22 protein-coding genes and 2 pseudogenes are annotated in these 22,585 nt (G+C 43.0%); 5 read left to right on the top strand and 19 right to left on the bottom strand.

Features of this window, described 5'->3' with window-relative positions:
* The first annotated feature begins 93 nt into the window (after positions 1 to 93).
* Together D1155_RS07135 and D1155_RS15810 are read left to right on the top strand one after the other, a co-directional pair.
* Positions 94 to 468, top strand: a complete 375-nt coding sequence (locus D1155_RS07135) for a DUF3795 domain-containing protein (RefSeq protein WP_160201697.1) — start codon at positions 94 to 96, stop codon at positions 466 to 468.
* A 28-nt stretch (positions 469 to 496) separates the two neighbouring features.
* Positions 497 to 646 (top strand): annotated as a pseudogene (locus D1155_RS15810) (MobA/MobL family protein); the annotation flags it as partial.
* Positions 647 to 728: 82 nt separating this feature from the next.
* Here D1155_RS15810 and D1155_RS07125 read toward each other — a convergent pair.
* The 3 genes from D1155_RS07125 to D1155_RS07115 all read right to left on the bottom strand — a co-directional run bounded on the left by D1155_RS07125 (position 729) and on the right by D1155_RS07115 (position 3,818).
* Positions 729 to 1,121, bottom strand: coding sequence for a TnpV protein (locus D1155_RS07125; RefSeq protein ID WP_160201705.1), 393 nt, complete (start codon positions 1,119 to 1,121; stop codon positions 729 to 731).
* 65 nt (positions 1,122 to 1,186) lie between these two features.
* Positions 1,187 to 1,381, bottom strand: coding sequence for a PAS domain-containing protein (locus D1155_RS07120; RefSeq protein WP_160201696.1), 195 nt, complete (start codon positions 1,379 to 1,381; stop codon positions 1,187 to 1,189).
* 55 nt (positions 1,382 to 1,436) lie between these two features.
* Entirely contained in the window at positions 1,437 to 3,818 is a 2,382-nt protein-coding gene (locus D1155_RS07115; protein WP_160201695.1) for a cation-translocating P-type ATPase, read from the bottom strand.
* 247 nt (positions 3,819 to 4,065) lie between these two features.
* Here D1155_RS07115 and D1155_RS07110 point away from each other — a divergent pair, with 247 nt between their 5' ends.
* Positions 4,066 to 5,532, top strand: a complete 1,467-nt coding sequence (locus tag D1155_RS07110; protein WP_160201694.1) for an RNA-binding domain-containing protein — start codon at positions 4,066 to 4,068, stop codon at positions 5,530 to 5,532.
* A gap of 352 nt (positions 5,533 to 5,884) precedes the next feature.
* Here D1155_RS07110 and D1155_RS07105 read toward each other — a convergent pair whose 3' ends face one another.
* From D1155_RS07105 to D1155_RS07060, 11 genes and pseudogenes are all read right to left on the bottom strand, one after another.
* Positions 5,885 to 6,445 (bottom strand): hypothetical protein, encoded by a 561-nt coding sequence (locus D1155_RS07105; RefSeq protein WP_160201693.1) that lies wholly within the window; start codon positions 6,443 to 6,445, stop codon positions 5,885 to 5,887.
* A 119-nt stretch (positions 6,446 to 6,564) separates the two neighbouring features.
* Positions 6,565 to 9,330 (bottom strand): SMC family ATPase, encoded by a 2,766-nt coding sequence (locus D1155_RS07100; protein ID WP_160201692.1) that lies wholly within the window; start codon positions 9,328 to 9,330, stop codon positions 6,565 to 6,567.
* Positions 9,330 to 10,466 (bottom strand): exonuclease SbcCD subunit D, encoded by a 1,137-nt coding sequence (locus D1155_RS07095; RefSeq protein WP_160201691.1) that lies wholly within the window; start codon positions 10,464 to 10,466, stop codon positions 9,330 to 9,332. The genes D1155_RS07100 and D1155_RS07095 overlap by 1 nt, the downstream gene beginning before the upstream one ends.
* Positions 10,467 to 10,556: 90 nt before the next feature.
* The gene (locus tag D1155_RS15570) at positions 10,557 to 10,706 is read right to left on the bottom strand and encodes a hypothetical protein (RefSeq protein WP_201759550.1); all 150 of its coding nucleotides are present in this window, start codon (positions 10,704 to 10,706) and stop codon (positions 10,557 to 10,559) included.
* A 138-nt stretch (positions 10,707 to 10,844) separates the two neighbouring features.
* The gene (locus tag D1155_RS07090; protein ID WP_160201690.1) at positions 10,845 to 11,426 is read right to left on the bottom strand and encodes a hypothetical protein; all 582 of its coding nucleotides are present in this window, start codon (positions 11,424 to 11,426) and stop codon (positions 10,845 to 10,847) included.
* A gap of 8 nt (positions 11,427 to 11,434) precedes the next feature.
* Positions 11,435 to 12,985 (bottom strand): annotated as a pseudogene (gene pglX, locus D1155_RS07085) (BREX-1 system adenine-specific DNA-methyltransferase PglX); the annotation flags it as partial.
* Positions 12,986 to 12,997: 12 nt separating this feature from the next.
* Entirely contained in the window at positions 12,998 to 13,849 is an 852-nt protein-coding gene (locus D1155_RS07080; RefSeq protein ID WP_160201688.1) for a hypothetical protein, read from the bottom strand.
* Positions 13,809 to 14,129: a type II toxin-antitoxin system RelE/ParE family toxin gene (locus D1155_RS07075; RefSeq protein WP_160201687.1), complete on the bottom strand. Its 321-nt coding sequence runs from the start codon at positions 14,127 to 14,129 to the stop codon at positions 13,809 to 13,811. Before D1155_RS07075 ends, D1155_RS07080 begins: the two co-directional genes overlap by 41 nt.
* Positions 14,130 to 14,131: 2 nt before the next feature.
* Positions 14,132 to 14,398, bottom strand: coding sequence for a type II toxin-antitoxin system Phd/YefM family antitoxin (locus tag D1155_RS07070; RefSeq protein WP_160201686.1), 267 nt, complete (start codon positions 14,396 to 14,398; stop codon positions 14,132 to 14,134).
* A gap of 116 nt (positions 14,399 to 14,514) precedes the next feature.
* A complete protein-coding gene (locus D1155_RS07065) occupies positions 14,515 to 14,658 on the bottom strand; it encodes a DUF2130 domain-containing protein (RefSeq protein ID WP_160201685.1) in 144 nt (47 codons plus the stop codon).
* 104 nt (positions 14,659 to 14,762) lie between these two features.
* The gene (locus tag D1155_RS07060; protein WP_201759554.1) at positions 14,763 to 15,500 is read right to left on the bottom strand and encodes a hypothetical protein; all 738 of its coding nucleotides are present in this window, start codon (positions 15,498 to 15,500) and stop codon (positions 14,763 to 14,765) included.
* On the opposite strand from D1155_RS07060, the gene D1155_RS15960 reads away from it, so the two are divergent.
* Positions 15,434 to 15,715, top strand: a complete 282-nt coding sequence (locus tag D1155_RS15960; RefSeq protein ID WP_201759549.1) for a helix-turn-helix transcriptional regulator — start codon at positions 15,434 to 15,436, stop codon at positions 15,713 to 15,715. The genes D1155_RS07060 and D1155_RS15960 overlap by 67 nt on opposite strands.
* A 115-nt stretch (positions 15,716 to 15,830) precedes the next feature.
* On the opposite strand, the gene tyrS is transcribed toward D1155_RS15960, so the two are convergent.
* From tyrS to prfA, 5 genes are all read right to left on the bottom strand, one after another.
* Positions 15,831 to 17,159, bottom strand: coding sequence for a tyrosine--tRNA ligase (tyrS, locus tag D1155_RS07050; protein WP_160201683.1), 1,329 nt, complete (start codon positions 17,157 to 17,159; stop codon positions 15,831 to 15,833).
* Positions 17,160 to 17,215: 56 nt separating this feature from the next.
* Complete coding sequence (gene upp / locus D1155_RS07045; protein ID WP_160201682.1) at positions 17,216 to 17,845, bottom strand: uracil phosphoribosyltransferase; 630 nt, start codon at positions 17,843 to 17,845, stop codon at positions 17,216 to 17,218.
* A 30-nt stretch (positions 17,846 to 17,875) separates the two neighbouring features.
* Positions 17,876 to 18,307, bottom strand: a complete 432-nt coding sequence (gene rpiB, locus D1155_RS07040; protein ID WP_160201681.1) for a ribose 5-phosphate isomerase B — start codon at positions 18,305 to 18,307, stop codon at positions 17,876 to 17,878.
* 5 nt (positions 18,308 to 18,312) lie between these two features.
* Positions 18,313 to 19,320 carry an L-threonylcarbamoyladenylate synthase gene (locus D1155_RS07035; RefSeq protein WP_243151038.1) on the bottom strand — a complete coding sequence of 336 codons (1,008 nt, stop codon included), beginning with the start codon at positions 19,318 to 19,320 and terminating at the stop codon, positions 18,313 to 18,315.
* A gap of 298 nt (positions 19,321 to 19,618) precedes the next feature.
* On the bottom strand, positions 19,619 to 20,683 hold the full coding sequence (gene prfA / locus D1155_RS07030; protein ID WP_160201680.1) for a peptide chain release factor 1: 1,065 nt from the start codon (positions 20,681 to 20,683) through the stop codon (positions 19,619 to 19,621).
* A gap of 209 nt (positions 20,684 to 20,892) precedes the next feature.
* Between prfA and D1155_RS07025 the strand changes: the two genes are divergently transcribed.
* Positions 20,893 to 22,254, top strand: a complete 1,362-nt coding sequence (locus tag D1155_RS07025) for an amidohydrolase family protein (RefSeq protein WP_160201679.1) — start codon at positions 20,893 to 20,895, stop codon at positions 22,252 to 22,254.
* Positions 22,255 to 22,585 lie beyond the last annotated feature (331 nt).

Genomic DNA, 22,585 nt, shown 5'->3' with positions numbered 1-22,585 from the left:
CTGCTTATGCAAATGAACAACAGTATAGAAATCTTCACGCCTTCGTGATATACTTTTTATACAGGAACAAATTAGAAGTTGCGGAGGTGTCTTATGAAACGAGAATTAGGAATTGCCAGATGTGGTCTTGCGTGTTGCTTATGCACAGAAAATGCTGATTGTAATGGATGTGGCTCAAACGGTTGTCCAGATAATGATGTTTGTGAGAATAAAAAATGTTCGATTGCAAAAGGACTGACACATTGTTATAAGTGCGAAGAAAATTGCAAGAAAGGATTATTAGGCAAAATCAAACCCTACACATTTACTTTATTTGCTAAAAAATATGGAGAAGAAAAACTTTTGGACTGTTTAGAGAGAAATGAGAAAAATGGAGTTGTGTATCATCGAAATGGCATAAACGGAGATTATGATGATTTTGATGATGTAGAGCAGTTAATGAATTTTATCTTGACGGGAGTGAGATAACTCCCAGTTTATATATCAAATCCTCTGACATCTGATTTTCAGTGAAAGGACACTGCTACCCGAAATCAAGATTGCCGCACGAAGTGTATTTTTTGACGAGACAGGCAAACGAGTACGCACCAAAAATGAAATCATGGGCGAGGACGGTAAAATCCGTAATGGTTGTACCGTTATCAAATTGTAACGACCCTGTTTAAGCTTTTGCCTATAAAAAACTAAGAGGGACAAGGTAGGGTTGCTACTTTGTCCCTTATTTTGCATTACCGCCAACTCAATGCGTAAATCAATTCCGCATTGATAACTTCCTCCACTGTATTTCGGATATTGTTCATTTTCTGCACCCACTCAAGTGGCTTATCCGCCTTTAGCTGTTCCGTAATACCCTGTGCCTGCTTCATGCCCTCTATGAGCCGTTCAAAGCATTCCTGCGCCTGCCTTCTAATATCCTCTTTCAACTTCTTTGACAACGGATCCTGCGCCATGATATTGTCCAGCGTATATTTAGCCTGATGGATAGACCGCATCCGATTCTCCAGTCGCCGAATTTTATTTTCGTATTTATTTATCGTATTAGACAACGTCCTCACGTCTTCAATATTGCTGACGATAGAAATACCGCCTACAATTTTTTGATTTTCTATGAGCGGTGACATATTTACCGTGTAGTCTATTCCCTGTTCGCTTCTAAGCGCTCCAACGATGGGTTTACCTGAATTGACTACTTCCAAAAGACGTGCGCCGGGGGGCAGATATCTTTCAGCGGCTTTCCGACAATGTCTTCCGCCGTAATCCCTGTAATCCGGGTGTAAGCGGGATTGATGTACTGAACCACATACTCTGCATCGACCATCAGTACGCCATCATATAGATTCTCAAAAAAAGTCTTTCCTACATTCCTTATTTCAGCTTTCACTTTTCATTTGCTCCTATACTACATGTGATCCACATCCTGCCGTGTCCGGTAATGGTTACTGCCAGCTGATTTTTATCTTTTTTCTGTGCTTCTTTTCCTTTGTCTTGCGGCTTTTTCCGCCGCGATCGAGAATCCGTCCGCACAGGCTGGTAAACTTGTACACATAGCGGAACAGCCCTTCCGTAGCAATGAGGAATACCACCAGAAGCATCATAGCCTGCGTGGAAATCTGATTGATGCCAAAGAAGCTCTTCTGGAAAAAGAAGCAATACGCCATGCCCAGTAGCATGACTGCAATCAGCCCTACATGGAAGCTATTAGTCGGTTTTGCCACTTTTCCCAGAATCATAAAGCCAACCAGTCCAACTAAAATCGTGCAGGCTGTAGAAATACAATCTGGATCAACGTCAAAGACTTTTCCGAATATGACCAGAGAGCTGACACTGACAAAAGTAGTAAGCCCTGCAGGGGTTGCCATTTTAAAGACCTTTCCGAAGAAGGTTCCCGTAATTTTATCGTGATTCGGCTCCAGCGACAGCACAAAGGACGGCGCGCCGATGGTGAACATGGTAATCAGAGTAAGCTGTGACGGCGTCAGCGGGTATGACAGCACGTTGACGATGGAAAAGAGCGCCAGTAGCAACGAAAAAATATTCTTTGTCAAAAACAGGCTCGCTGTCTTCTCGATGTTGTTTACGACTCTGCGGCCTTCCGCCACCACCGACGGCATCTTTGAAAAATCGGAGTCCATCAGCACCAGCTGCGCCGCATTGGACGCTGCCTCGCTTCCTGACGCCATGGCGATGGAGCAGTCCGCATCCCGAAGAGCCAGAATATCATTGACCCCGTCTCCTGTCATGCCCACAATCTTGCCCTGCTTTTTCAGCGCCTTCACAAACATGCGCTTCTGTTCCGGCGTCACTCTGCCAAACACAGTATACCGCTCTACCGCTTCATAAACGGCTCGCTCTGTCACAAGCTGTCTTGCATCAATGTATCTGTCAGCATTTTCTATGCCAGCTTCAAGGGCAACGTTGGAAACTGTCACCGGATTATCCCCGGAGATAACCTTTACACCTACACCATTTTCAGCAAAATACCGAAAAGTTTCTTTCGCTGATTTGCGAATCGGATTAGTCAGATAGACAAGCCCCAGAAGCCGGACCTTCCCGCTTAGAGGCTGTCCGTCAGGCACGTCTTCTGTCCGGGCAAAGGCCAGCACGCGGTATCCCTGTTCACTGACTTTTGTAATTTCTTCTTCATACTGAGAAAAGGCTTCCCGCAGCACAAACTCCGGCGCGCCCAGCACAAAATTACCATCCTCGTAGCTTGCGCCGCAATATTTATATTTCGAAGAAAAACCGCACACGCTGAGGGTGGCTCTTCCCGACCTTTCTGTAAAGTACGCCTGCATCGCCGCCATGGTGATATTGTCCGGATTCTGGGCAAATGCCAAATCACCGATTAAGCGGGACAGTTCATCGTCTGTCAGCCCATCGTAAATCCGCTGCATCTGCGCGACTTTCATCTCGTTTTCTGTAATCGTGCCGGTTTTGTCCACGCAAAGCACGTTGACCCTCGCCAAGGTCTCGATGCATCGCATATTCTGAACCAGCACCTCCTGCTTTGCAAGACGCATTGCACTGACCACCATGGCAATGCTCGCCGTCATGTAAAGCCCTTCCGGAATCATGCCTAATATCGCAGCAACCATGGAGGTAACACTGTGTCTAAAGCCGTCTTCTAAAATGAAGTACTGCTGTGTCAGAAGAATCAGTCCTACCGGAATGATAATAATACCGACCACCTTGACCAATTTATCCAGCGATTTAATCATCTCCGACTGCTCGCCGTGCTTGTCCTTGGTCGCTTCAATAGTCAGCTTAGAAATGTAAGAATTTCTGCCTACCGCCGTCAGTTTCGCTGCACACGTGCCGGATACCACAAAGCTGCCGGACAAAAGCTGAGAATCCGCCGTCTTAGTAATCTCATCAGACTCACCGGTAATCAGCGCCTCGTTGACCTGTACGCTGCCATCAACCACTATGGCATCCGCCGGTATCTGGCTTCCCGCCCGAAGAACAATCACATCGTCCAGCACCAGCTCTTCCACCGGCCGCTCGACTTCCTTTCCATCTCGAAAAACATGAGCCTTTGGCATTTTCAAAAGTTTCAGGTTGTCCAAAGTTTTCTTCGATTTGATTTCCTGGGCAATACCGATTGCTGTATTAGCAAATACCACAAGCATAAAAGTCAAGTCCTTAAAAGAACCTACTACAATCAAAAGCACCGCAAGTACCGTAAAAATCAAGTTAAAATAAGTGAATACGTTGCTCTTTATAATTTCTTCTACTGTTCGCGTCGAGGAGTCCACCTGCTCGTTGGAAAGCCCCTGCGCCGCTCTCTCTTCTGCTTCTCTTGCTGTTAATCCCAACATGTCTTCTTGCTCTCCTTTTTTACATACATTTTATTGTAACACAAAAAGGCGCAGGAGAAAATAACCTTCACAAAAACTTCAAACGCCGAGCAAAGACCGATACATAGTTGGCATTGTGTTTTCTTCTATGCTATAATAATGGTACTTCAAAAAATCCTTTGCTCTCACTTTCATATCGCATGAAAATATGGTTTAAGGAGAAGATAATAGTAAATTTTCAAAGTAACAATAAAAGGGGGATTTTTCCGTGCCGCTGCCTGCTGAACTTTTAGAATTAATCAATCAAGGGGAAAACCATACTGTGGAGTTCAAAAAATCTACTACAGCAATCACGAAAGATGTTTATCAAACCGTATGCGCTTTTTCCAATCGTGATGGAGGTCACATTTTCTTCGGTGTCGATGACAGCGGCGAAATTTTAGGCATTGTCCCGAGTTCTATTGAGAAAATGCAGAAAGATTTTGTTACTTCCGTCAACAATGAAAACAAATTATATCCTCCGCTTTATCTTGTTCCAGTTGAATACGAGTTTAAAGAGAAAAAGATTCTTTATGTTCGAGTTCCCAGCAGTCCGAACGTATGCCGCTGCGGCGGGAAAATTTATGACAGAAATCATGATGCAGATATCGACATCACAAATCACTCTGACGCAGTATTTCAGCTCTATGCAAGAAAAAGAGGTTCCTACTTTGTAAATAAAGTGACTGGGTTTGGGCTTAATGCACTTCGTCCGGATTTAATTGAGCGTGCCAGAAAAATGACGCGAGTCAGAGGAGAAAACCATCCATGGAAATCCATGTCAGATGAGGAACTTCTGCACAGTGCCGGGCTGATTCTTCCTGATGAACATACACAAAAGGAAGGAGTTACCATAGCTGGAATACTACTTTTCGGGCAGGACAGCACTATCATGTCAGTGCTTCCACAGCATAAAACCGACGCTATTTTTCGCATTTACAATACAGATCGCTACGATGACAGGGAAGTCGTCATAACCAATCTCATCGAAAGCTATGACAAATTGCTAGCCTTCGGTCAAAAACATTTAAACGATACCTTCCATCTGGAAGGCATTCAAAGCGTCAGCGCAAGGGACCATATCTTACGTGAAATTATTTCTAATCTGCTGGCACACCGCGATTTTTCCAGTGGCTATATCGCGAAACTGGTCATTGAAAAAAATCGGATTTTTACGGAAAACGCGAATTTATCCCATGGATATGGTGCGCTAAATCTGGCGACATTTGACCCCTTCCAAAAAAATCCTCCAATTTCCAAGGTATTTAGAGAAATTGGCCTTGCTGACGAGTTAGGATCCGGCATGCGAAACACTTATAAATACACAAAAATGTACTCCGGTGGCGAGCCGGCATTTGTTGAAGGTGATATTTTCCGTATCACAGTTCCGCTGTCTGAGATTGCTACTGCAACCGTCGGTCCTGCAAATAGCGCTTTCACTACCGAAGCTACTACCGAAGCTACTACCGAAGCTACTACCGAAGCTACTATCAAACTCGACTCTGTTCGGCTGTCCGCACTGCTTGAATTTTGTAAGATGCCTCGCACAAGAAGTCAAATGCAAGAATTCTGCGGTATTAAAACTGAAAAATACTTTCGTGAAAACATTTTAACACCTATGCTGAAATGTAACCTTATCCGCCGTACTCTGCCGGATAAACCACGAAGCCCAAATCAAAAATATGTCAAAAGCTAACAAATCCCGGTATGCTGGCAAGTGTCAAGCGTACCGGGATTTCTCCGTTATATTTTTCTTTATCCAAACTCGCAGCATACTACTTCTCATATTCAAATTCCGTATGTTCTGACTACAGACGACGCATTCCTTTCCCTTGCAGAATAAGTAAATACAGCCAGACAGCTTGCTGATTCTTCTATCATTCTCCCCTTTCAGCGAAAGTTCCGCTGTTTCTATGGCAAGGCAGACGCCTTCTTTTGTAAAATGGTTCCCCCCTGTAAAAGGCGCTGCCGTGTCAACCAAATTGTTATGGAAAACCGGATGTGCATAATTTACAAATAACTTCTGAATGTCATGACATGGATTAACCTCACTCTCCCAGCACTAATCTGGTTACCGTCCTCTCCAATATCACATTCTTCTTTGCATCAGAATTATCGTCGCTATAATCATCGCATTCTTTATCTCTTTTATCTTCCCACTCCTCACGTTCTATCGCAGCCCTCAGAATTCCTTTCAGTTCCATCTGGTATTCACGAACTGCCCAAGGTCCCTCCTGCTTCATTGACCATTCTACCCTCATGAGCATATCTAAAATGGTGCGATAGTGTTTCTTCATTTGCGTCTCAATTAAATGCTTTGGATCGCACTGCTGTCCTTCATAGAAATAATCCTGTTCAACATTTTTCTCCGCATAAACAGATAATTGATAGAATCCATTCCAAAATACAGCAAGCAGTTTCTCATAAGTATCATTATCCTCCAGAAAGTCATATACCAGTTCTTTCTCAATTGCGCCTGCAAGCATCCGCTTTGTTTTTTCAGCGTCCTTTTCAAACTTCTTACGAATCAGGGCTGTGTCCCCAAAGTAATTAAAGTAAAGCTGATTTTCATTCACATATCGCTGCAGCTTGTTTAGCAGCTGCCGCAAGAGAGCAAGTAAATCTTTGCATGCTTCCTCCGAAGCATTTTCTACCTTTTATTGTTTCACATCATTTAACTACAATCATATCATCAAACTCGACTACGAAGATTTTCCCAGATTTATTGTTAAACACAAAGGCTTACGATGCTTCCTCCGCTCTTTTCTTTCTTCACAATAATCTGTTTATCAATTCTGCTTTTCAAATCTGCAACGTGGGATATAATTCCAACTAATCGGTTTCCTTCTGTCAAACTTATCAGTGCATTCATTGCCTGATTTAAGGATTCCTCATCTAAAGATCCGAAGCCTTCATCGACAAACATGGTATCAATCTGAATTCCTCCTGCAGAAGACTGAATTTCATCGGATAATCCAAGTGCTAAAGAGAGAGAGGCCATAAAAGATTCACCACCGGACAAAGTCTTTACACTTCTTTCACTTCCGTTATAGTGGTCAACCACATTCAGCTCCAATCCACTCTGACTACGCACATTATCACCTTCCTTGCGGCGCTTTAATTCGTATTGAGCTCCCGACATAATCATCAGTCGAGTATTCGCTCTTGCGATAATTCGATCAAAGTAAGTCGTCTGAATATAGGTTTCCAGCATTACTTTTTCTTTTCCGGAAATAGTTCCATTGGCTGTATCAGATAATGCCTTCACCCAAACTAATTTATGTTCAAGTTTGGAAGACTCCTCTATATTCTTTTTGATTTCAGGCAGAATCTTCTCATTAATAGCCACTCTCGTTGATGCCACTTGTAGTCTTTCTTCTTTGCCTACTTTTTCGACTTTCAACTCATTTAAACGTTCATCCTCCACTTCAAGATTTATTTCGATTTTACCGACTAACGCCTTATTCGCGGTTGCAATTTCTGCCTGTAAAGTTTTAATTTCTATTTCACAATTAGAAACAGCTTCGTTAGCCTTCTTTATTTCAGCATCCAACGTTTCTTTTCGCACGCAAAGCTTCTCGATTTCCTCCTCGGCATCCTTTTTAGAGGAAAATGCAAGGCTTTTGGATAGCTTCAATATTTTCTCCTTGAGTATATCAACTTCTTTCTTCTTCACAGATAGGTTTTTATCCGTCTCATTCAAGTCTGTTTCCTCTTTACTATAATCCGAATCTTTTTGAGGCAGCAGCTTCCCTATTTCTTCTTCCCTATCAATGCATTTCTGCAATTCAGCTAACTGCTGTGAAACCTGAGTCAGCTCTAAGTCAATCTTCTCTTCTTTTTCCACCAATAAACTGAAGATTGCTTCAAGAGAGTCGGCCTTCACAATCTTTGCCGCACTTTCCAAAACAGTTTTTTCTTTTTCCTCTATCGCACTCCTATCTTTGGCCGCCTTTTCACTTGCTTTTACCGCTTCCTTTTCTTCTTTCTCAAAGCTTTGCTTTGCTTCTTCCAGCTCCTCCTTTGTTGGCACGACATCAGATTTTTGTGCAGGAGATGGATGATTTTTTGACCCACAAACAGGGCAAGCTTCACCTTCGGAAAGGGTCTCTGCTAAAATACCTGCTTGTCCATCGAGATATAATTTATGCAATTGATTGTAAGTCTGTTTCTTCTCATTGGCTTTTGCGGATTTAACTCGATAGCTATTCTGATCCTTCTCATACTCCTTCTTCAAAGAATCAATCTCTGTAATTTTTGTTTTTAAATCTCTAATTGAGAGGCTTTCTTGATCAAGTTTCTCTTTTTTTCCCTCGAATTTCAGCTTTTCTTCTCTTGATTGACTTAGCTGTTTTTCTTCTGCTCTTAATGATTCGATTTCTGCTTTCAATTTTTCTCTGCTTTGTTGCTTTTCTTCCAATGCGCTTTTTAAGATTCGAATCGCTTCATTCAGTTCAGTCTCTTTTTTCTTCTCTGTTTCCAGCTCGTCATATTTTGGCAGTTCTGCATTTTGCTCAACAATACGCCTGCCTAAAGCTTCTGTCTCCGGGGTCTTTGTTTCTGCTTCCTTCTGTTTCTCCTGCAAGGCCTTTAAATTGGTCTGAGCCTGTGCAAGTTTATCAGTGGACTCTTTCAACGCAGCTTCTGATTTTTCCTGTTCTTTTGCCCTTGCTATCCTCGTTGTAATTTTTTCTATTTCCGCATCATCAAGCTTTTGTTCTTCCTTCAGTTTGTCGATACGCACTCTATCCTCCGAAAGAATTGTTTCTAATAGTAGTATCGTCTCCACAATCGAAAGCTCGCCATCTTTTGCCTTTTGAACATCTATGGATCCTACGTCCTCTTCACCGCAATCGATTCGTTCTATCGCTCTGCCAATATCGTCTTTAACTTTTTCATATGCTTCGCCAAGAGATTTTGCTTCCTCCTTCAGTCTCTCCTGCAAAAGCGCATAATTTTCAGTATGAAAAAGTCTTTGAAAAATCTTTTTTCGTTCTTTAGTCTCTGCCAAAAGCAATTTTAGAAAATCTCCCTGTGCAATCATTGCAATCTGCGTAAATTGTTCCCTTTCAATCCCTAAAATATCAGCAATTGCTTTATTTACTTCTTTTTGATTGGTTACAAGTCTGCCGTCTGGATAATGCAGCTCAGCACTCGGCTTTTCGATTGTAAAACCTTCTCCGCGGGTTTTGGGTCTTATATATTCAGGATTCCGTTTTATGCGGTACTCCTTCCCAACATATGTAAAAGTCAGTTCCACCTCTGTTGGCGTGTGGTTATCCGCATACTTGGAGCGAAACATGCTTGCTTCCCTATTCGCACCACTTGCGTCTCCATATAGCGCATAAGTAATGGCATCGAAAATCGTAGTTTTCCCTGCACCTGTATCTCCGGTAATCAGATATATGCCATTTTCTCCAAGTTCAGACATTTCAATCGTAGTCTTTCCTGCATAAGGTCCAAATGCCGACATCGTCAACTTTATAGGTCTCATTACTTATCCTCCCATATTTCTTCTATCAGCTGCAGCATGAATTCCTTCTGTTCTTCCATCATCTCAACACCATTTTGTTTTGTGTACAACTCCTCAAATAGAGTAAGCGGTGACTTTTTTTCTGCCTCCCCACTTGTGCCAATATGTGCCACATGCCGAGTACGTTTATTATCATAATCCAGCTTCATGATATTATGATAAACGCTCCGAAGCTTAGAAATTGCATCCGGAATATCATCCTCATCAGTTAAAATGACATGAACATAATCCTCCCGGTAGGTGGTGTTTTCATAAAAGCTTTTCATCGTTAATTCGGCATAAGTTCCTTTTAGCTCTACCATGTTACGCTTTGGCGCAAGAGGAATCGTCCGCACCTGAAAATTTCCTTTTTCCAAAAGTTCAATTACTGTAACAGACTTTTTATGATTCGCCTCTGAAAAAGAGTATTTTAGCGGTGTACCACAATACCGAATCCGCTCAGAACCAATATTCTGCGGACCATGAATATGTCCCAGCGCCACATAATCAAATCCCTCAAAAACAGATGCATCTACATTATCTACACCGCCAACAGACAGTTCCTCTGAATCAGAACGCTGTGCGCCAGTAACAAATTGATGTGCTATCAAAATATTTCTCTGATTTGAATCAATATGCATTTGCTCTACCGCAACACGAGCTGCATCAGTATAGGTTACTATCTCTTCATCAGGATAAAACTGACGCACATGGGCCGGCTTAATAAAAGGCAGCATGTACACTCCTACTACCCCGTGTGCATCTTCTAAGAAAAACGGTTCAACCTTTCCGTTGTATGCAGGTGAAAAGTGAACGCCGCTGGTATCCATCAGCCTGTTTCCAAATGCGAGCCGCTCAGCAGAATCATGATTTCCGCTAATAATAAAAACCTCTATTTTCCGTTTAGCCAAACTCACTAAAAAATCATCAAACATTTCTATCGCTTCCGCAGAAGGAATCGCTTTGTCATATACGTCTCCCGCTATCAAAATGCCATCAGGCTTTTCTTCATCGATTACACCTAAAATTTTTTTCAATATGTATTCTTGATCTTCAATCATGGAAAATTCGTTTACACGCTTTCCCAAGTGAAGATCTGATAAATGAATGAACTTCACGGTTAGTTCTCCTTCTTTGTTTTCTAATTTTATGTTTACTCTCTCACCTACAGAGTTGGTTTAATGCCTACTCTCAGCAATCACAATTCACTATTTCTCATATTTTTCTAATGCTTCTTTATATAACGAAGCACTCTCATCATGAAACCGGTCTTTATTCTCTATTAATTCTTCAAATTTTCCATATAGTCTTTCATAGATTACACGGTGTGCTTGGTTCATAGGTTCCTTTTCATCCATACTGTCCATCTCAAAGTTCTATTCTGTATTCGTTGCTACATCTAATAAGCATAACAAATCATCTTTCTTCATATTACTAAGCTCTTGCATCTCTCCATTTATCAAGCATTAAAATAGTATCTTGCAAATATACAAAATTCATCGCCGATAAATATGGTAATACCGTTCTTCAAAATCAATTAAACGTATCCAATCAAATAGCGTTTCTTTTTTTACAATAATTCTTGCTGTAATCTTTCCTTGTGAATCTTTATCCTCAAGCATTACTTTTCCATCATCGAAAAAATATGTATTTCCGTGAGCCAAAGCATTCCTTATATGGGTCAACAGACTTTCTGCCTTTCCGCATTTTGCTTCTGGTGCTTTATCATCAGCTATTCTATAAGGAGTTATGATTGCAAATCTACATTCTTCAGTTTCGATTTCAATAGGGTGCTTGTTTTTCCCGCTTCCGGCTTCGGTTTCCAAATCTAATTTTTTCAAAGTCTCCTTCATGGTATCGGCTAGCAAAATTACCGCATTATCGGCAGCCACTCCAGCAACTTCCAACATTTCTTCATAGGGTAATTTCGATAGTCCATAGTCACTTGCAGATCGTTTTTGAGATGCAGATTTGCATATTGCTTTCGTAACATAAAAGTCCCAAATTACCGCTTCTGAATCCTTATCCAAGCCAATCTCATATATCGATTTTTTATAATCTTGTACATTTACTTTCATAGTTTCCCTCACACTAGCGGATGCTTCTTGAAATCCCAGGACGCTTCGTAGGAATCCCAGTCAGTTTTTAATAAATCAACACTGTTTTTAACCACTTTATTTGTCAACTCATGCTTTGACATTAAGTATGGAACTTTTTGAATATGACCTATTTCGGTTTTTAGCGCTGTACAAAAAATTTGAAGATACTCTTGAAACACTTTTGAATTCATATAACCCAGAATACTATAATACATTTTATCATATAAAAATCCTGATGGGCTAACATCATCAAATACAAATCCTTCTAAAGCTACTCTTGCTGCAAACTTTTTCCCGCTGCCAACTCTATTCCATGTGATTCCACTTTTAAAATAAAAATCCGAATTTCGCATCATAGCCCCCTTTTCTTTCTTTATTGACTCGCCACTGTTCTGTAGGTTAACAACATCATTATGATTTCCATACCATCTTCTTCGTTCTCCTCCATGATTATACGGAAACCACTTATTTACATTTTCTATTGACCCATCCCCAAGGCTCATACAATTCAAACAGATTTTATCATCTTTTACTTCATACCAATGTCTAATATACTTTTCATTATTACCACAAATTAATCCTGTTTTACAATTTAAAACCGCCTCCATATTATGTACAAAATACTTTACTTTATCCTCCCCCACCCAATACGCCACTGGGCTTCCCGGTATCTTGGCGAAGTTGGCTTGCTGGGATTCATAGCGATTTTCTCCCGCAAGAAACATATCTTCCTTCCCCTGCTGCGTCGTTGGCTCTATCAAACGGCAATAAGTGCCTTTGAATCCTTTAATCTGCCTTTTCTGCATAACAAAGCTGGTGGTCTGAACTACTTCTCCACCTATTTCCTCAAACGCTCTTGCTCCTAAGTGCGCCATATTAATCGTGTCAACATTTAATAGCTTTCCACGCAGTTTTTCATAGCTGGACAGGAACATCCACGCATGCTGTGTAATCATTGCCTGATATCTGTTCACCGCTGTCATTTCTTTGCACCGTTCTATAAACACCGCAAACAAATCGCTCTTACTATCCGGATAATGATCTTTCACATATTTACTCAGCCTTGCGTCCATACCGCTTCCACCCATATACGGCGGATTGGTAATTACCGCATCAAACTTTCCGGACAAAATTTCTGCCTGCATGATAATTGGTTTCAGATGCGACAGGGCCTGATCATGAACAAGCTGATCCAGCAGATTTTCCGGCACTACAGTTTCCAGTTCGGAAAGCCTACTGTAGATTCTAACAAAATCAAGGCTTTTTACAGTAAGAATACTTCCATATTCCTTCCCATCGTCAAATACCGTTTTTAGATAAGTCAAATCTTCCTGCAATGCTTTATCTCCATTTGCCACATAGGAAATCATCTCACCGGTCATAAACTTCGTTTCTTCAATTGCCATCACCTTTGGTTCAAGGTCGCCGTTTAAAGCTCTGCGGTTATACTTTCTTGCTTCCATCATCACGGAGAAATAAGCAAGCTGTCCTGCCCGGTCGTCAATGTCAAGTCCATAAAGATTATTTTCCACAATACTCTTTGCCGCATCTCATTCAGACCAGCCGCAGGAGGTATAGATTTTCATCAGCACGTCAAAAGCAGCGACCAATATATGCCCGCTTCCCATGCAAGGGTCTATCACCTTAATTTCTTCCGGCTTAATGTTCTGGTACTCCCTACGGATTTCCAAAAGCTGCGCCTCTACTTCCGGTTCCTGTTCTGCCTCTTCCAGATAATATTTCCACTCCGCTTTTAGGCTGTCATTTGGATGACCTTCCAGCCAAAGACGTCCCAGTGAATTTTCTACCATGTAGCGCACAATCCAGTTAGGCGTAAAGAGTTGGGTTGCCGCAGGAATTCTGTCCTTACTGATTTTTGTATTCTTTTTCAGCTTTGCAAAGGTATTATCTTTCAGCTCCGAATTATAATACTGATACAGCCACCCGATAATCTGCACCTGATCGGTCCAGTCCTCTTCCGGGATTTCCGAAATCATCCTGCCGATGACGCTGTCTGCTTTCAGAAGTCCGCTTGGAAACAGCAGCTCTGTATAGTTATCGATTTTCTCAAACATGTAAGGCAGGCACTTGTTCAAAGCATTGCACTGGGTCAACAGCAGATACTTATAAAGCTCCTCGTTGTTCTGCTCTTCCAGATAGCCATACACCTTCTCCCGATCCAGTCCGTCCAGCTCCAAATTCATCGCTTCCTTCAAAATCGCAGGACGAAACTCTCCGCTGTCATCTGTGAACACACGAACACGAGAAGGCAGATAACCGTTGACCTCCATAAAACGCAGTGCAATAAAACGATTGAACCAGATGAGGAGTTTTCTCCTCGCTTTGTACACTGCCTGTTCCTTATGATTGTGCCAGCCAACTATAATCTCTTCTGCAGTCAATCACATAATCCACATAGACACGATTGTCTTGAATCTGATAAAGTATCAAATACCATTTGTCCACAAACATTTTATGGTACTTATTCGGTGTAATATACGGTCCCTCAAAACAAGGAAACCGTTGGGGCATTTGTTCAAGAGAGCGCATCGCTGCAATCAGTTCTTTCCTTTTACTGCTTGCCGCTTCTCTGTTAACTTGGCCCATAAAACGAATATGCATTCCTATCATCTGTTTCGCTTTATCAGAAATGATGACTTGATATTTTGTTTCTTTACTCATATTTAAGCCTCTGAGATGATATCATCAAGATAAGAATCCAGTTCATCAAGAGTGCATCCTATTCTCCCTGCAATTCTATCTTCTTCTGCCGCTAACAATTCCTCTCTTAGCTTCAGCATCTTTTCTCGTCTATTGTATGTTTCTATATCCATAACGACTAAATCGCCTTCCCCATTCTTTGTAAGGAATACTGGCTCTGCTGTCTTTCTGCACATGTCAGCAATCTCGTTGTAATTTTGACGAATTGCTGCAGACGGACGAATATTCATAGTGGCGCCTCCTCTATTTTGATAGCTATATTCTAATCATATTATACTCATTTCATACAACGAAGTCAATGTGCTCTGAAAAATCTTCGTCGTTAAAATATACTTTAAAATCATCGTTATTCATGACTTTTCTCCAGCGAAATAAAATGCTGCGGTCTGATGACGTACATCTTCGGATAGCGATAGGAAACGTCCACAATGCCCTGATTATAAAAAGCACTGTCACTTTCAAGGAGCGAAACCAGCACCACAAATCTCACATTTTTCTATAGCACCATCATATTCTTTTCCACATACTTTACAAATTTTCATACTTAAACCTCTTTCCACTTTATCAACTTACCTGATCTATTGCTGTATATCCCTATTCATACTCCTTAAGCATTTTCTTGTACTTCTGAAACACTGCAAGCCAGTTCTTGCGCTCTCCATCAGAAAGCTTTCCCCAAATGTAATTGCCATCCTCGTAATGATAAATGCGCACCTTTACATTCTTCTGCTTAAAAATCTTAATTAGCTTATCAATCTGCGCATCTCTCCGTTTCGTATTGCTTGACAGCGTTGCACTCCAATAATTAGTTCGGAAATATAATCCTTTCTTGTAGCTGTAATATCCATGTGCATCATCATAGCCTATATCAAAAGTCGTAGTCCTGCTGCTGGTATAAAACCTGATTGAATCGTAATACAGATAATCACCCCAAAGATCTACATACTGTGCTGTTCCCTTTACACGAAGACTCAGCTTTGCTGTTTTTCCATCCTTCTGGATATCAATATATGGTTGAAAGGTAGTTCCCATTAAGCAATCCTCTGACTTTGCCAAACCTAGAGGAACTTCAACCCTCTTTCCATACAGTCTCGCATGCTCACCAATGTCTTCATTCTTATATTTGATATTCTTTGTCGCAAGGGATTTTGCCAGCGTTGTCATTTCCTTATAGGTCGGCTCTTTATAAATACTTCTGTAAGTATCCGCTCTGAAATGAAACCGAACTTTTGTCTGAGGCTTTACCATGATACGGTAGTCACCCTTTGGCAGTCCAGTCAGTTCAAAAGTTCTATGATAAGTATTCGTTCCATCGTCGGAAGTGTCCACCATATAGAATTTCTCATAATTTCCAAGAAGAAAAACAGTTGTCGCAGGAAGTTGTCAGCGGTTTTGCGGATATCGGAAGAACGCATCTATCCGCAATTGAAAGAGGTATCAGAAAACCTACGTTGGAAACACTTTTTCGCATTGCGGAAGCGTTAAAAGTTCCGCCCAGCGCGTTGGTAGCAGAAATCGAAGAAGCTGTCAAAAAGGCCGCGAACTAAGCCATCCATACTTTTCCATCCATCTTAAGTAACAGCACCCATGAAACACAAGGAGCCGCCCGCATAAACGAATCCTTTCGTTCACGCAGGCGGCTCACCGCACATCATCCTCTATTTATTTAATTACAACCTTATGGAATTTCTTCTTGCCCTTCTGAATCAGCAGTTCGCCGTCCTTAAACAGATCAGCCGTTACGTTCATCTTTGGATTGGTTACTTTTTCACCGTTTACGGAAAGTCCACCCTGTTCGATGGTTCTGAAGCCTTCACCATTGCTCGGCACAAGACCCAGCTCTTTAATCAGAGAAACCAGACCTTTACCATCACCGTCAAAATCAGCAGCAGCCATTTCTGTGGTCGGGATGTTAGCAGCATCACCGCCGCCTCCAAAGGCAGCTCTAGCGCCTTCCTGGGCTTTTCTGGCTTCCTCTTCGCCGTGTACCAGCTTGGTAACCTCGTAAGCCAGCACTTCCTTCGCCTTGTTGATTTCCGCGCCTTCCAAAGCTGACAGCCTGTTTACCTCTTCCATCGGCAGGAAGGTCAGGAAACGCAGACACTTGTTCACATCAGCATCGCCGACATTTCTCCAGTACTGATAGAACTCATATGGGGAAGTTCTCTCCGGTGACAGCCACAGCGCACCTTTCTGGGTTTTGCCCATTTTCTTACCCTCACTGTTAGTCAGCAGTGCAAATACCATACCTTCTACATCAACACCGCACCATTTTCTGGACAAGTCCTTACCTGCCAGAATGTTTGACCACTGGTCGTTGCCGCCGAACTGCATTTTCAGTCCGAAGTCTCTTGCCATAACGGTAAAGTCATAAGCCTGCATGAGCATGTAGTTCAGTTCAAAGAAAGTCAAACCGTCGCCGATTCTCTGCTTATAACAGTCTGCTCGCAGCATATTATTCACATTAAAGTGTGTTCCTACTTCTCTTACGAACTCAACATAGTTGAGCGGTCTCAGCCAATCTGCATTGTTAATGCTGATTGCCTTGCCCGGAAGCGGTTCTCTGTTCTGATGACCCGGCGCATATACACCGTTGTTGCCCTCGTATTTCCATTCATCGTCAAAATCAAGGAACTGATCAAACAGCTTTTTAAAAGCTGCGCAGTTATCATCAATAGTATTTACAGTCATCATCTGACGCATGTCCTGTCTGCCCGACGGGTCGCCTACCATACCGGTCCCGCCGCCCAGCAGTACAACCGGTGTATGTCCATATTTCTGCATGTACATCAAAATGATAACCTGCATAAAGTGTCCGATATGCAGACAGTCTGCAGTCGGGTCAAAACCGATATAGAATTTGATCTTTTCTTTGCCCAGTAACTCTCTAACTGCCTCTTCATCGGTTACCTGCTCAATGAAGCCTCTTTCTTTCAGTACATCGTAAACATTATCAAACTTGCTTACGGAATCAGGAATAAAATTTTTCATGGTAAATATCCTCTCTTCTTAGAATTTTGCCCTGGAATTTCATTAATAATCGCCCTTTATTTTGTGCCGAACAGTCTGTCGCCTGCATCCCCTAGCCCCGGAATAATGTAAGCGTGTTCGTTGAGTCTCTCGTCTTTCGCTGCGATGTAGATATCCACATCCGGATGTGCCTTTTGCAGTACCTCAATGCCCTCCGGTGCTGCAATCAAACACATGAATGTGATATTCTTCCCGCCTCTCTGCTTGATAAAATCAATAGCAGCTGCCGCACTTCCACCAGTTGCCAGCATAGGATCTACGACAAAAATCTGCCTTTTATCAATGTCAGTCGGCAACTTGCAGTAGTATTCCACCGGCTCATGGGTGTCAGGATCACGATAAAGACCCACATGTCCAACTTTCGCATTTGGAACAAGTGCCAGCATACCGTCTACAAAACCAAGACCTGCGCGAAGAATCGGTACGATAGCAATATCTTCCCCTTCCAGCATATTTACCTTAGTGCTGCAAAGCGGTGTTTCTATCTCTACTTCTTTCAGCGGCAAATTTCTGGTCGCCTCAAAACCCATCAGCATGGCGATTTCCTTTGCCAGTTCTCTGAAATCTTTGGTGCTGGTATCTGTCTTTCTCATCAGCGCAACCTTGTGCTGAATCAGTGGGTGGTCAAAAATATATACTTTGCTCATTCTCTTACCTCTCTTTCTGCTGCTTTGCGGTTACATCTCGTCCAGCATCGCTGTTCTTCTCTCGTGACGACCGCCTTCAAATTCAGTATCCAGCCATGCGTCAACAATCTCAACAGCGAGCTCCGGTGCAGTGGTTCTTCCGCCCAGCGCAAGGATGTTGGCATTGTTGTGCTGTTTGGTCAGCTTTGCCATCTCTACAGAAGTGCAAAGCCCGCAACGAATGCCCTTCACTTTATTGGCAGCGATGGAAATGCCTATGCCTGTCCCACAGACGACAATTCCAATATCCGCCTTTCCGGAAGCCACCGCTTCCCCGCATGCCTTTCCGTACACGGGATAATCCACGGACGCTTCGGAATCAGTTCCGAGGTCCACTACTTTAAATCCCCTTTCTAATAAATGTTTCTTTACAATATCTTTCAACGCGAACCCGCCATGGTCGCTGGCAACTGCAATAATCATATGTATTAAACCTTTCTAATATTATATCCTGCGGACTTCAGCATTCTATTCATGACAGAAAAGCCAATGCCCTCTTCCGGCAGCGCCGATGCCAAAATCATATCAGCGCCTTCTCTGTCCGCTTCTCTTAGCCGTGCAAAAAACTGGTGCGCCGCAGCTTTCTGGTCTTTTTCGTCAAAGGAAATGACGCAGACCTTCTTGCCCTCCGCTCTGTATTTTTCAGCCTCCCTGCAAATGACCTCCTGCACAGCCTGCGGGCTTCCTTCAAAGACCGTCATCTGTGCTTTCGGAGCATAGTGCTTATATTTCATGCCCGGTGCTCTGGGCTTAAAATCTTCATTATTAAATGTATCCGGTCGCTGATTCAAAGTCGGATCAAGTGCTACCGGCTTTTTCAGCGCTTCTTCAAAATCCTCTCTGGTAATAATGCCAGGTCTTAGAATCATAGGCTGTTCACCCGTCATATCGATGACAGTGGATTCAATTCCCACCTGGCAGTCGGTGCTTTCTATGATCGCATCCACTCTTCCATAGAGATCCTCTTTGACATCTTTTGCCGTCGTTGGACTGGGCTTTCCGGAGAGATTTGCGCTGGGCGCTGCAACAGGACACTGCGCTGCGCTAATCAAAGAAAGCGCCACGGGATGATCCGGCATACGAATCCCTACCGTATCAAGCCCGCCTGTAGTCGTATCAGGTATCAGGGAAAGCCTTGGCACAATCATGGTCATGGGACCCGGCCAGAAATGCTCCATCAAAAGCTGCATATCAGCGGTGACTTCAGGGGTCAGTGCAAGCAAATCGTCCTTTGACGATATGTGGACAATCATAGGATTGTCAGAAGGTCTACCCTTTGCCGCATACACCTTACCCACAGCTTCTGCATCGAGGGCATTGGCACCCAGTCCATAGACCGTTTCTGTAGGAAATGCAACCAGCCCTCCCGCTGCCAAAATATCCGCTGCCGCTGCAATATCTTCAGTTGTATCTTTTAGTAATTTTGTATTCATCATAGTTTCATGCCCGCATAGCTGACAACGCTGCGGGCGAATTTAGCAAGCCTGCAGACGCAGTGAAATTCGTTCGCAGCTAGGCGCCGGATTTGGTGAGGCTCGGAGCGTACAAATGGTACGTGAGAAATGAATCAAATTCGAGCAACAATGTTGCGGGTGGATTTAGTAAGTCTGCAGACGCAGTGAAATTCGTTCGCAGCTAGGCGCCGGATTTGATGAGGCTCGGAGCGTACAAATGGTACGTGAGAAATGAATCAAATTCGAGCAACAACGCTGCGGGCGGATTTAGCAAGTCTGATTAGAAGTTCTTCATTTTCTCTGCCTGATCACTAGTAATCAAGCCATCGATGATTTCATCTAAATCACCATCTAAAATTGCATCCAGTCTGTACAGAGTCAAACCAATTCTATGCTCGGATACTCTGCCCTGCTGGAAGTTAAAGGTTCTGATTCGCTCACTTCTGTCGCCGGAACCAACCTGGCTCTTTCTGGCCTCAGAAATCTCTTTGTTCTGTTCCTGTAGTTTCAGGTCATAGAGTCTTGCTTTCAAAACCTTGAAGGCTTTTTCTTTGTTCTTAATCTGGGACTTTTCATCCTGACAGGTTACTACAAGTCCAGTCGGCTCATGGGTCAGTCTGACTGCAGAATCTGTGGTATTTACGCACTGACCGCCGTTACCGGAAGCGCGGTACACATCCACTCTGACATCGTTTGGATTCAGATCCACTTCCACATCGTCGACTTCAGGCAGAACAGCTACCGTTGCTGCAGAAGTATGAACACGACCTGCAGACTCCGTTTCTGGCACGCGCTGCACTCTGTGTACGCCGCTCTCGTATTTCAGTCTGGAATATGCACCCTTACCCTTAATCAGAACTACGGCTTCCTTAATACCGCCGATTCCAGTGTCGTTAACATCCATCAGTTCTGTCTTCCATCTGTGGCGTTCTGCATATCGCATATACATTCTAAGAAGATCCTGTGCAAATAATGCGGCTTCGTCACCGCCAGTGCCTGCCCTGACTTCCAGAATTACGTTCTTTTCGTCGTTAGGGTCTTTTGGCAGCAACAGAACTTTCAGTTCTTCTTCGTTCTTTTCAATCTGTTCCTCTAAATCGTTGATTTCCATCTTTGCCAAATCACGCATCTCTTCATCTGTCTCGTTTTCAACGAGATCCTTGGCATCGCGGAGACCTTCTTTTGCTTTCTTGTACTCTTCGTACTTCTTAACAATCGGCTCCATCTCGCCCATTTCCTTGATGTATTTCTGCCAGACCGGCTGATCATTTATGACCTCCGGATCAGAAACCTTCAGGGACAATTCCTGATATTTCTCAACAATAAAGTCTAACTTATCAAACATATCTATCTCCTCAAAATAAAAATTTCCATATCTATCTAAACATATATTGTACCACAAACTGCAATTTCCTACAATTGAAAAATACCCAAAGCTGCCAATTATTTCTGTGCAGCCTTTGTCGATGTCTTTGCCATGATGCAAGCTATTTCCCCATTGACTTTCTCATATTACAAGAGTACAATGTTTGCAAACTGAAAGAGAGAGGCTTCATGATGATAAAAAGTACACTAATCAAAAGCGGAACGGTGGTCGACCCTGCGCAAGCAATCGAAAAAATCACCAATATATATATAGAAGATGGAAAAATCGTCGAACTTACAGATGAATCGCCAAATGCCGATTTAGTCATCGACGCTGCCGGCAAAATCGTCTGCCCCGGTTTTATCGACATTCACATGCACGAAGATGACTACGATCCAAAGACAGACACCACTGCCGTAAGCATGGCAGAATCAGCACTTCATATGGGAGTAACACTGGATATCGGCGGCAACTGCGGCAACAACGCCTGCGATCCGGATCACTATCTGGATATTACCGATCGAGACGGTGCGCCGGTAAATCTCGGTCTTTTAGCCGGTCATACCTATCTAAGGAGACGCAGCGGAAAGCAGGATAAGTATCGCTCCATTGACGAAAACATCTTAAAGGAAATGACTGCTGTATGCGAGGATTTTCTGGATAAAGGCTGCCTCGGGATTTCTTTCGGGGTAAAATACGTGCCAGGTACAACACCAGAAGAAATCGCTGCTCTTGCTAAACTCTGCCGCAAAGGTGATAAAATCGCAGCTTCCCATGTTCGTCAAGACGTCAACGAAGTATTTGCTGCAGCAGACGAGCTGGCTGCCATAGGCGAAAGCTGCGGGATTCGCGTACAATTTTCTCATATAGGCAGTATGGGCGGCTATGGACAAATGTCGCAGCTTCTTGAAAATATCAGAAATTACCGTGCAAAGGGAATTGACATGCTTTGCGACTGTTACCCTTACAGTGCTTTCAGTACTGGAATCGGCGAAACCACCTATGATGACGGATTCCTGGAACGTTACCACGCTGACTACGACAGTATTCTCATTGCCAGCGGAAAATATGCAGGCAAGCGCTGTACCAAAGAAATCTTTGATGAGCTGAGGGCAACTGCACCGGACACAGCTACAGTCGGCTATTTTATGCGAGAAGAAGATATCGAAATGGCGCTGACTTCACCGCTGATTATGCTGGGCAGCGACGGAATCAGAACCGATGGCATGGGACATCCCCGCGCTTCCGGCTCCTTCGCACGTTTCATTGCAAATTACATCCGTCCGGGAAAAATCAGTCTTTCTGAGGGAATCAGCAAAATGACAACCATGGCAGCAAATCGTCTACATCTGCCGAACAAGGGAAATTTCTTGCCGGGCAGCGACGCTGATATTACCATTTTTGATCTGGAAAAAGTGCAAGACTGCGCCACTTACGAAAACGGACAAATTCCATCCAAAGGATTTAGCTATGTCCTCATCGGTGGCGAAATTGCTCTGCAGAATGATAAAATCGTAAATAACCGATTAGGAAAAGCTGTAAGAAAATAAAGCCGGAACGAGGTCCTGCTGAATGTGCTATTCTATATAGGAACCAAACGAAACCCAAATCCGCTTTGCAGAAAAAAGCAAAAAATCTCCCCAAAAAAGCACTCCAAGCGTTTTGACGAACGCCTGTAGTGCAGTACCTTTTGTTTTTGGAGCAAAAATACGACTTAAAACGGATAATATGCAAAGAGAAGTTTAAGATTTAGGTGAAATGTTCCTCTTGTTGGCTTGTCACATGCCTTGCCGCCTGAAAGTTTTCCTTTTTTTGAAAGAAGAAAGGGTATAGTTCTGCAATGAAGAAATTCTTTTTATGTGTTCTATTTGATGCTAACAC

The sequence above is a fragment of the Anaerotruncus sp. 80 genome (assembly GCF_009936115.1).
GTDB lineage: Bacteria > Bacillota > Clostridia > Peptostreptococcales > Anaerovoracaceae > Senimuribacter > Senimuribacter intestinalis.
This window is presented reverse-complemented; position numbering and strand designations above follow the sequence as displayed.

Excerpts from the sequence above, each read along its gene's own strand:
- D1155_RS07135 (WP_160201697.1), top strand. The coding sequence starts at position 94 with ATGAAACGAGAATTAGGAATTGCCAGATGTGGTCTTGCGTGTTGCTTA.
- D1155_RS07125 (WP_160201705.1), bottom strand. The coding sequence starts at position 1,121 with ATGTCACCGCTCATAGAAAATCAAAAAATTGTAGGCGGTATTTCTATC.
- D1155_RS07115 (WP_160201695.1), bottom strand. The coding sequence starts at position 3,818 with ATGTTGGGATTAACAGCAAGAGAAGCAGAAGAGAGAGCGGCGCAGGGG.
- D1155_RS07100 (WP_160201692.1), bottom strand. The coding sequence starts at position 9,330 with ATGAGACCTATAAAGTTGACGATGTCGGCATTTGGACCTTATGCAGGA.
- D1155_RS15570 (WP_201759550.1), bottom strand. The coding sequence starts at position 10,706 with ATGGATGAAAAGGAACCTATGAACCAAGCACACCGTGTAATCTATGAA.
- D1155_RS07090 (WP_160201690.1), bottom strand. The coding sequence starts at position 11,426 with ATGAAAGTAAATGTACAAGATTATAAAAAATCGATATATGAGATTGGC.
- D1155_RS07075 (WP_160201687.1), bottom strand. The coding sequence starts at position 14,129 with ATGAGTAAAGAAACAAAATATCAAGTCATCATTTCTGATAAAGCGAAA.
- D1155_RS07070 (WP_160201686.1), bottom strand. The coding sequence starts at position 14,398 with ATGAATATTCGTCCGTCTGCAGCAATTCGTCAAAATTACAACGAGATT.
- D1155_RS07060 (WP_201759554.1), bottom strand. The coding sequence starts at position 15,500 with ATGGTGGACACTTCCGACGATGGAACGAATACTTATCATAGAACTTTT.
- tyrS (WP_160201683.1), bottom strand. The coding sequence starts at position 17,159 with ATGAAAAATTTTATTCCTGATTCCGTAAGCAAGTTTGATAATGTTTAC.
- upp (WP_160201682.1), bottom strand. The coding sequence starts at position 17,845 with ATGAGCAAAGTATATATTTTTGACCACCCACTGATTCAGCACAAGGTT.
- rpiB (WP_160201681.1), bottom strand. The coding sequence starts at position 18,307 with ATGATTATTGCAGTTGCCAGCGACCATGGCGGGTTCGCGTTGAAAGAT.
- D1155_RS07035 (WP_243151038.1), bottom strand. The coding sequence starts at position 19,320 with ATGATGAATACAAAATTACTAAAAGATACAACTGAAGATATTGCAGCG.
- prfA (WP_160201680.1), bottom strand. The coding sequence starts at position 20,683 with ATGTTTGATAAGTTAGACTTTATTGTTGAGAAATATCAGGAATTGTCC.
- D1155_RS07025 (WP_160201679.1), top strand. The coding sequence starts at position 20,893 with ATGATGATAAAAAGTACACTAATCAAAAGCGGAACGGTGGTCGACCCT.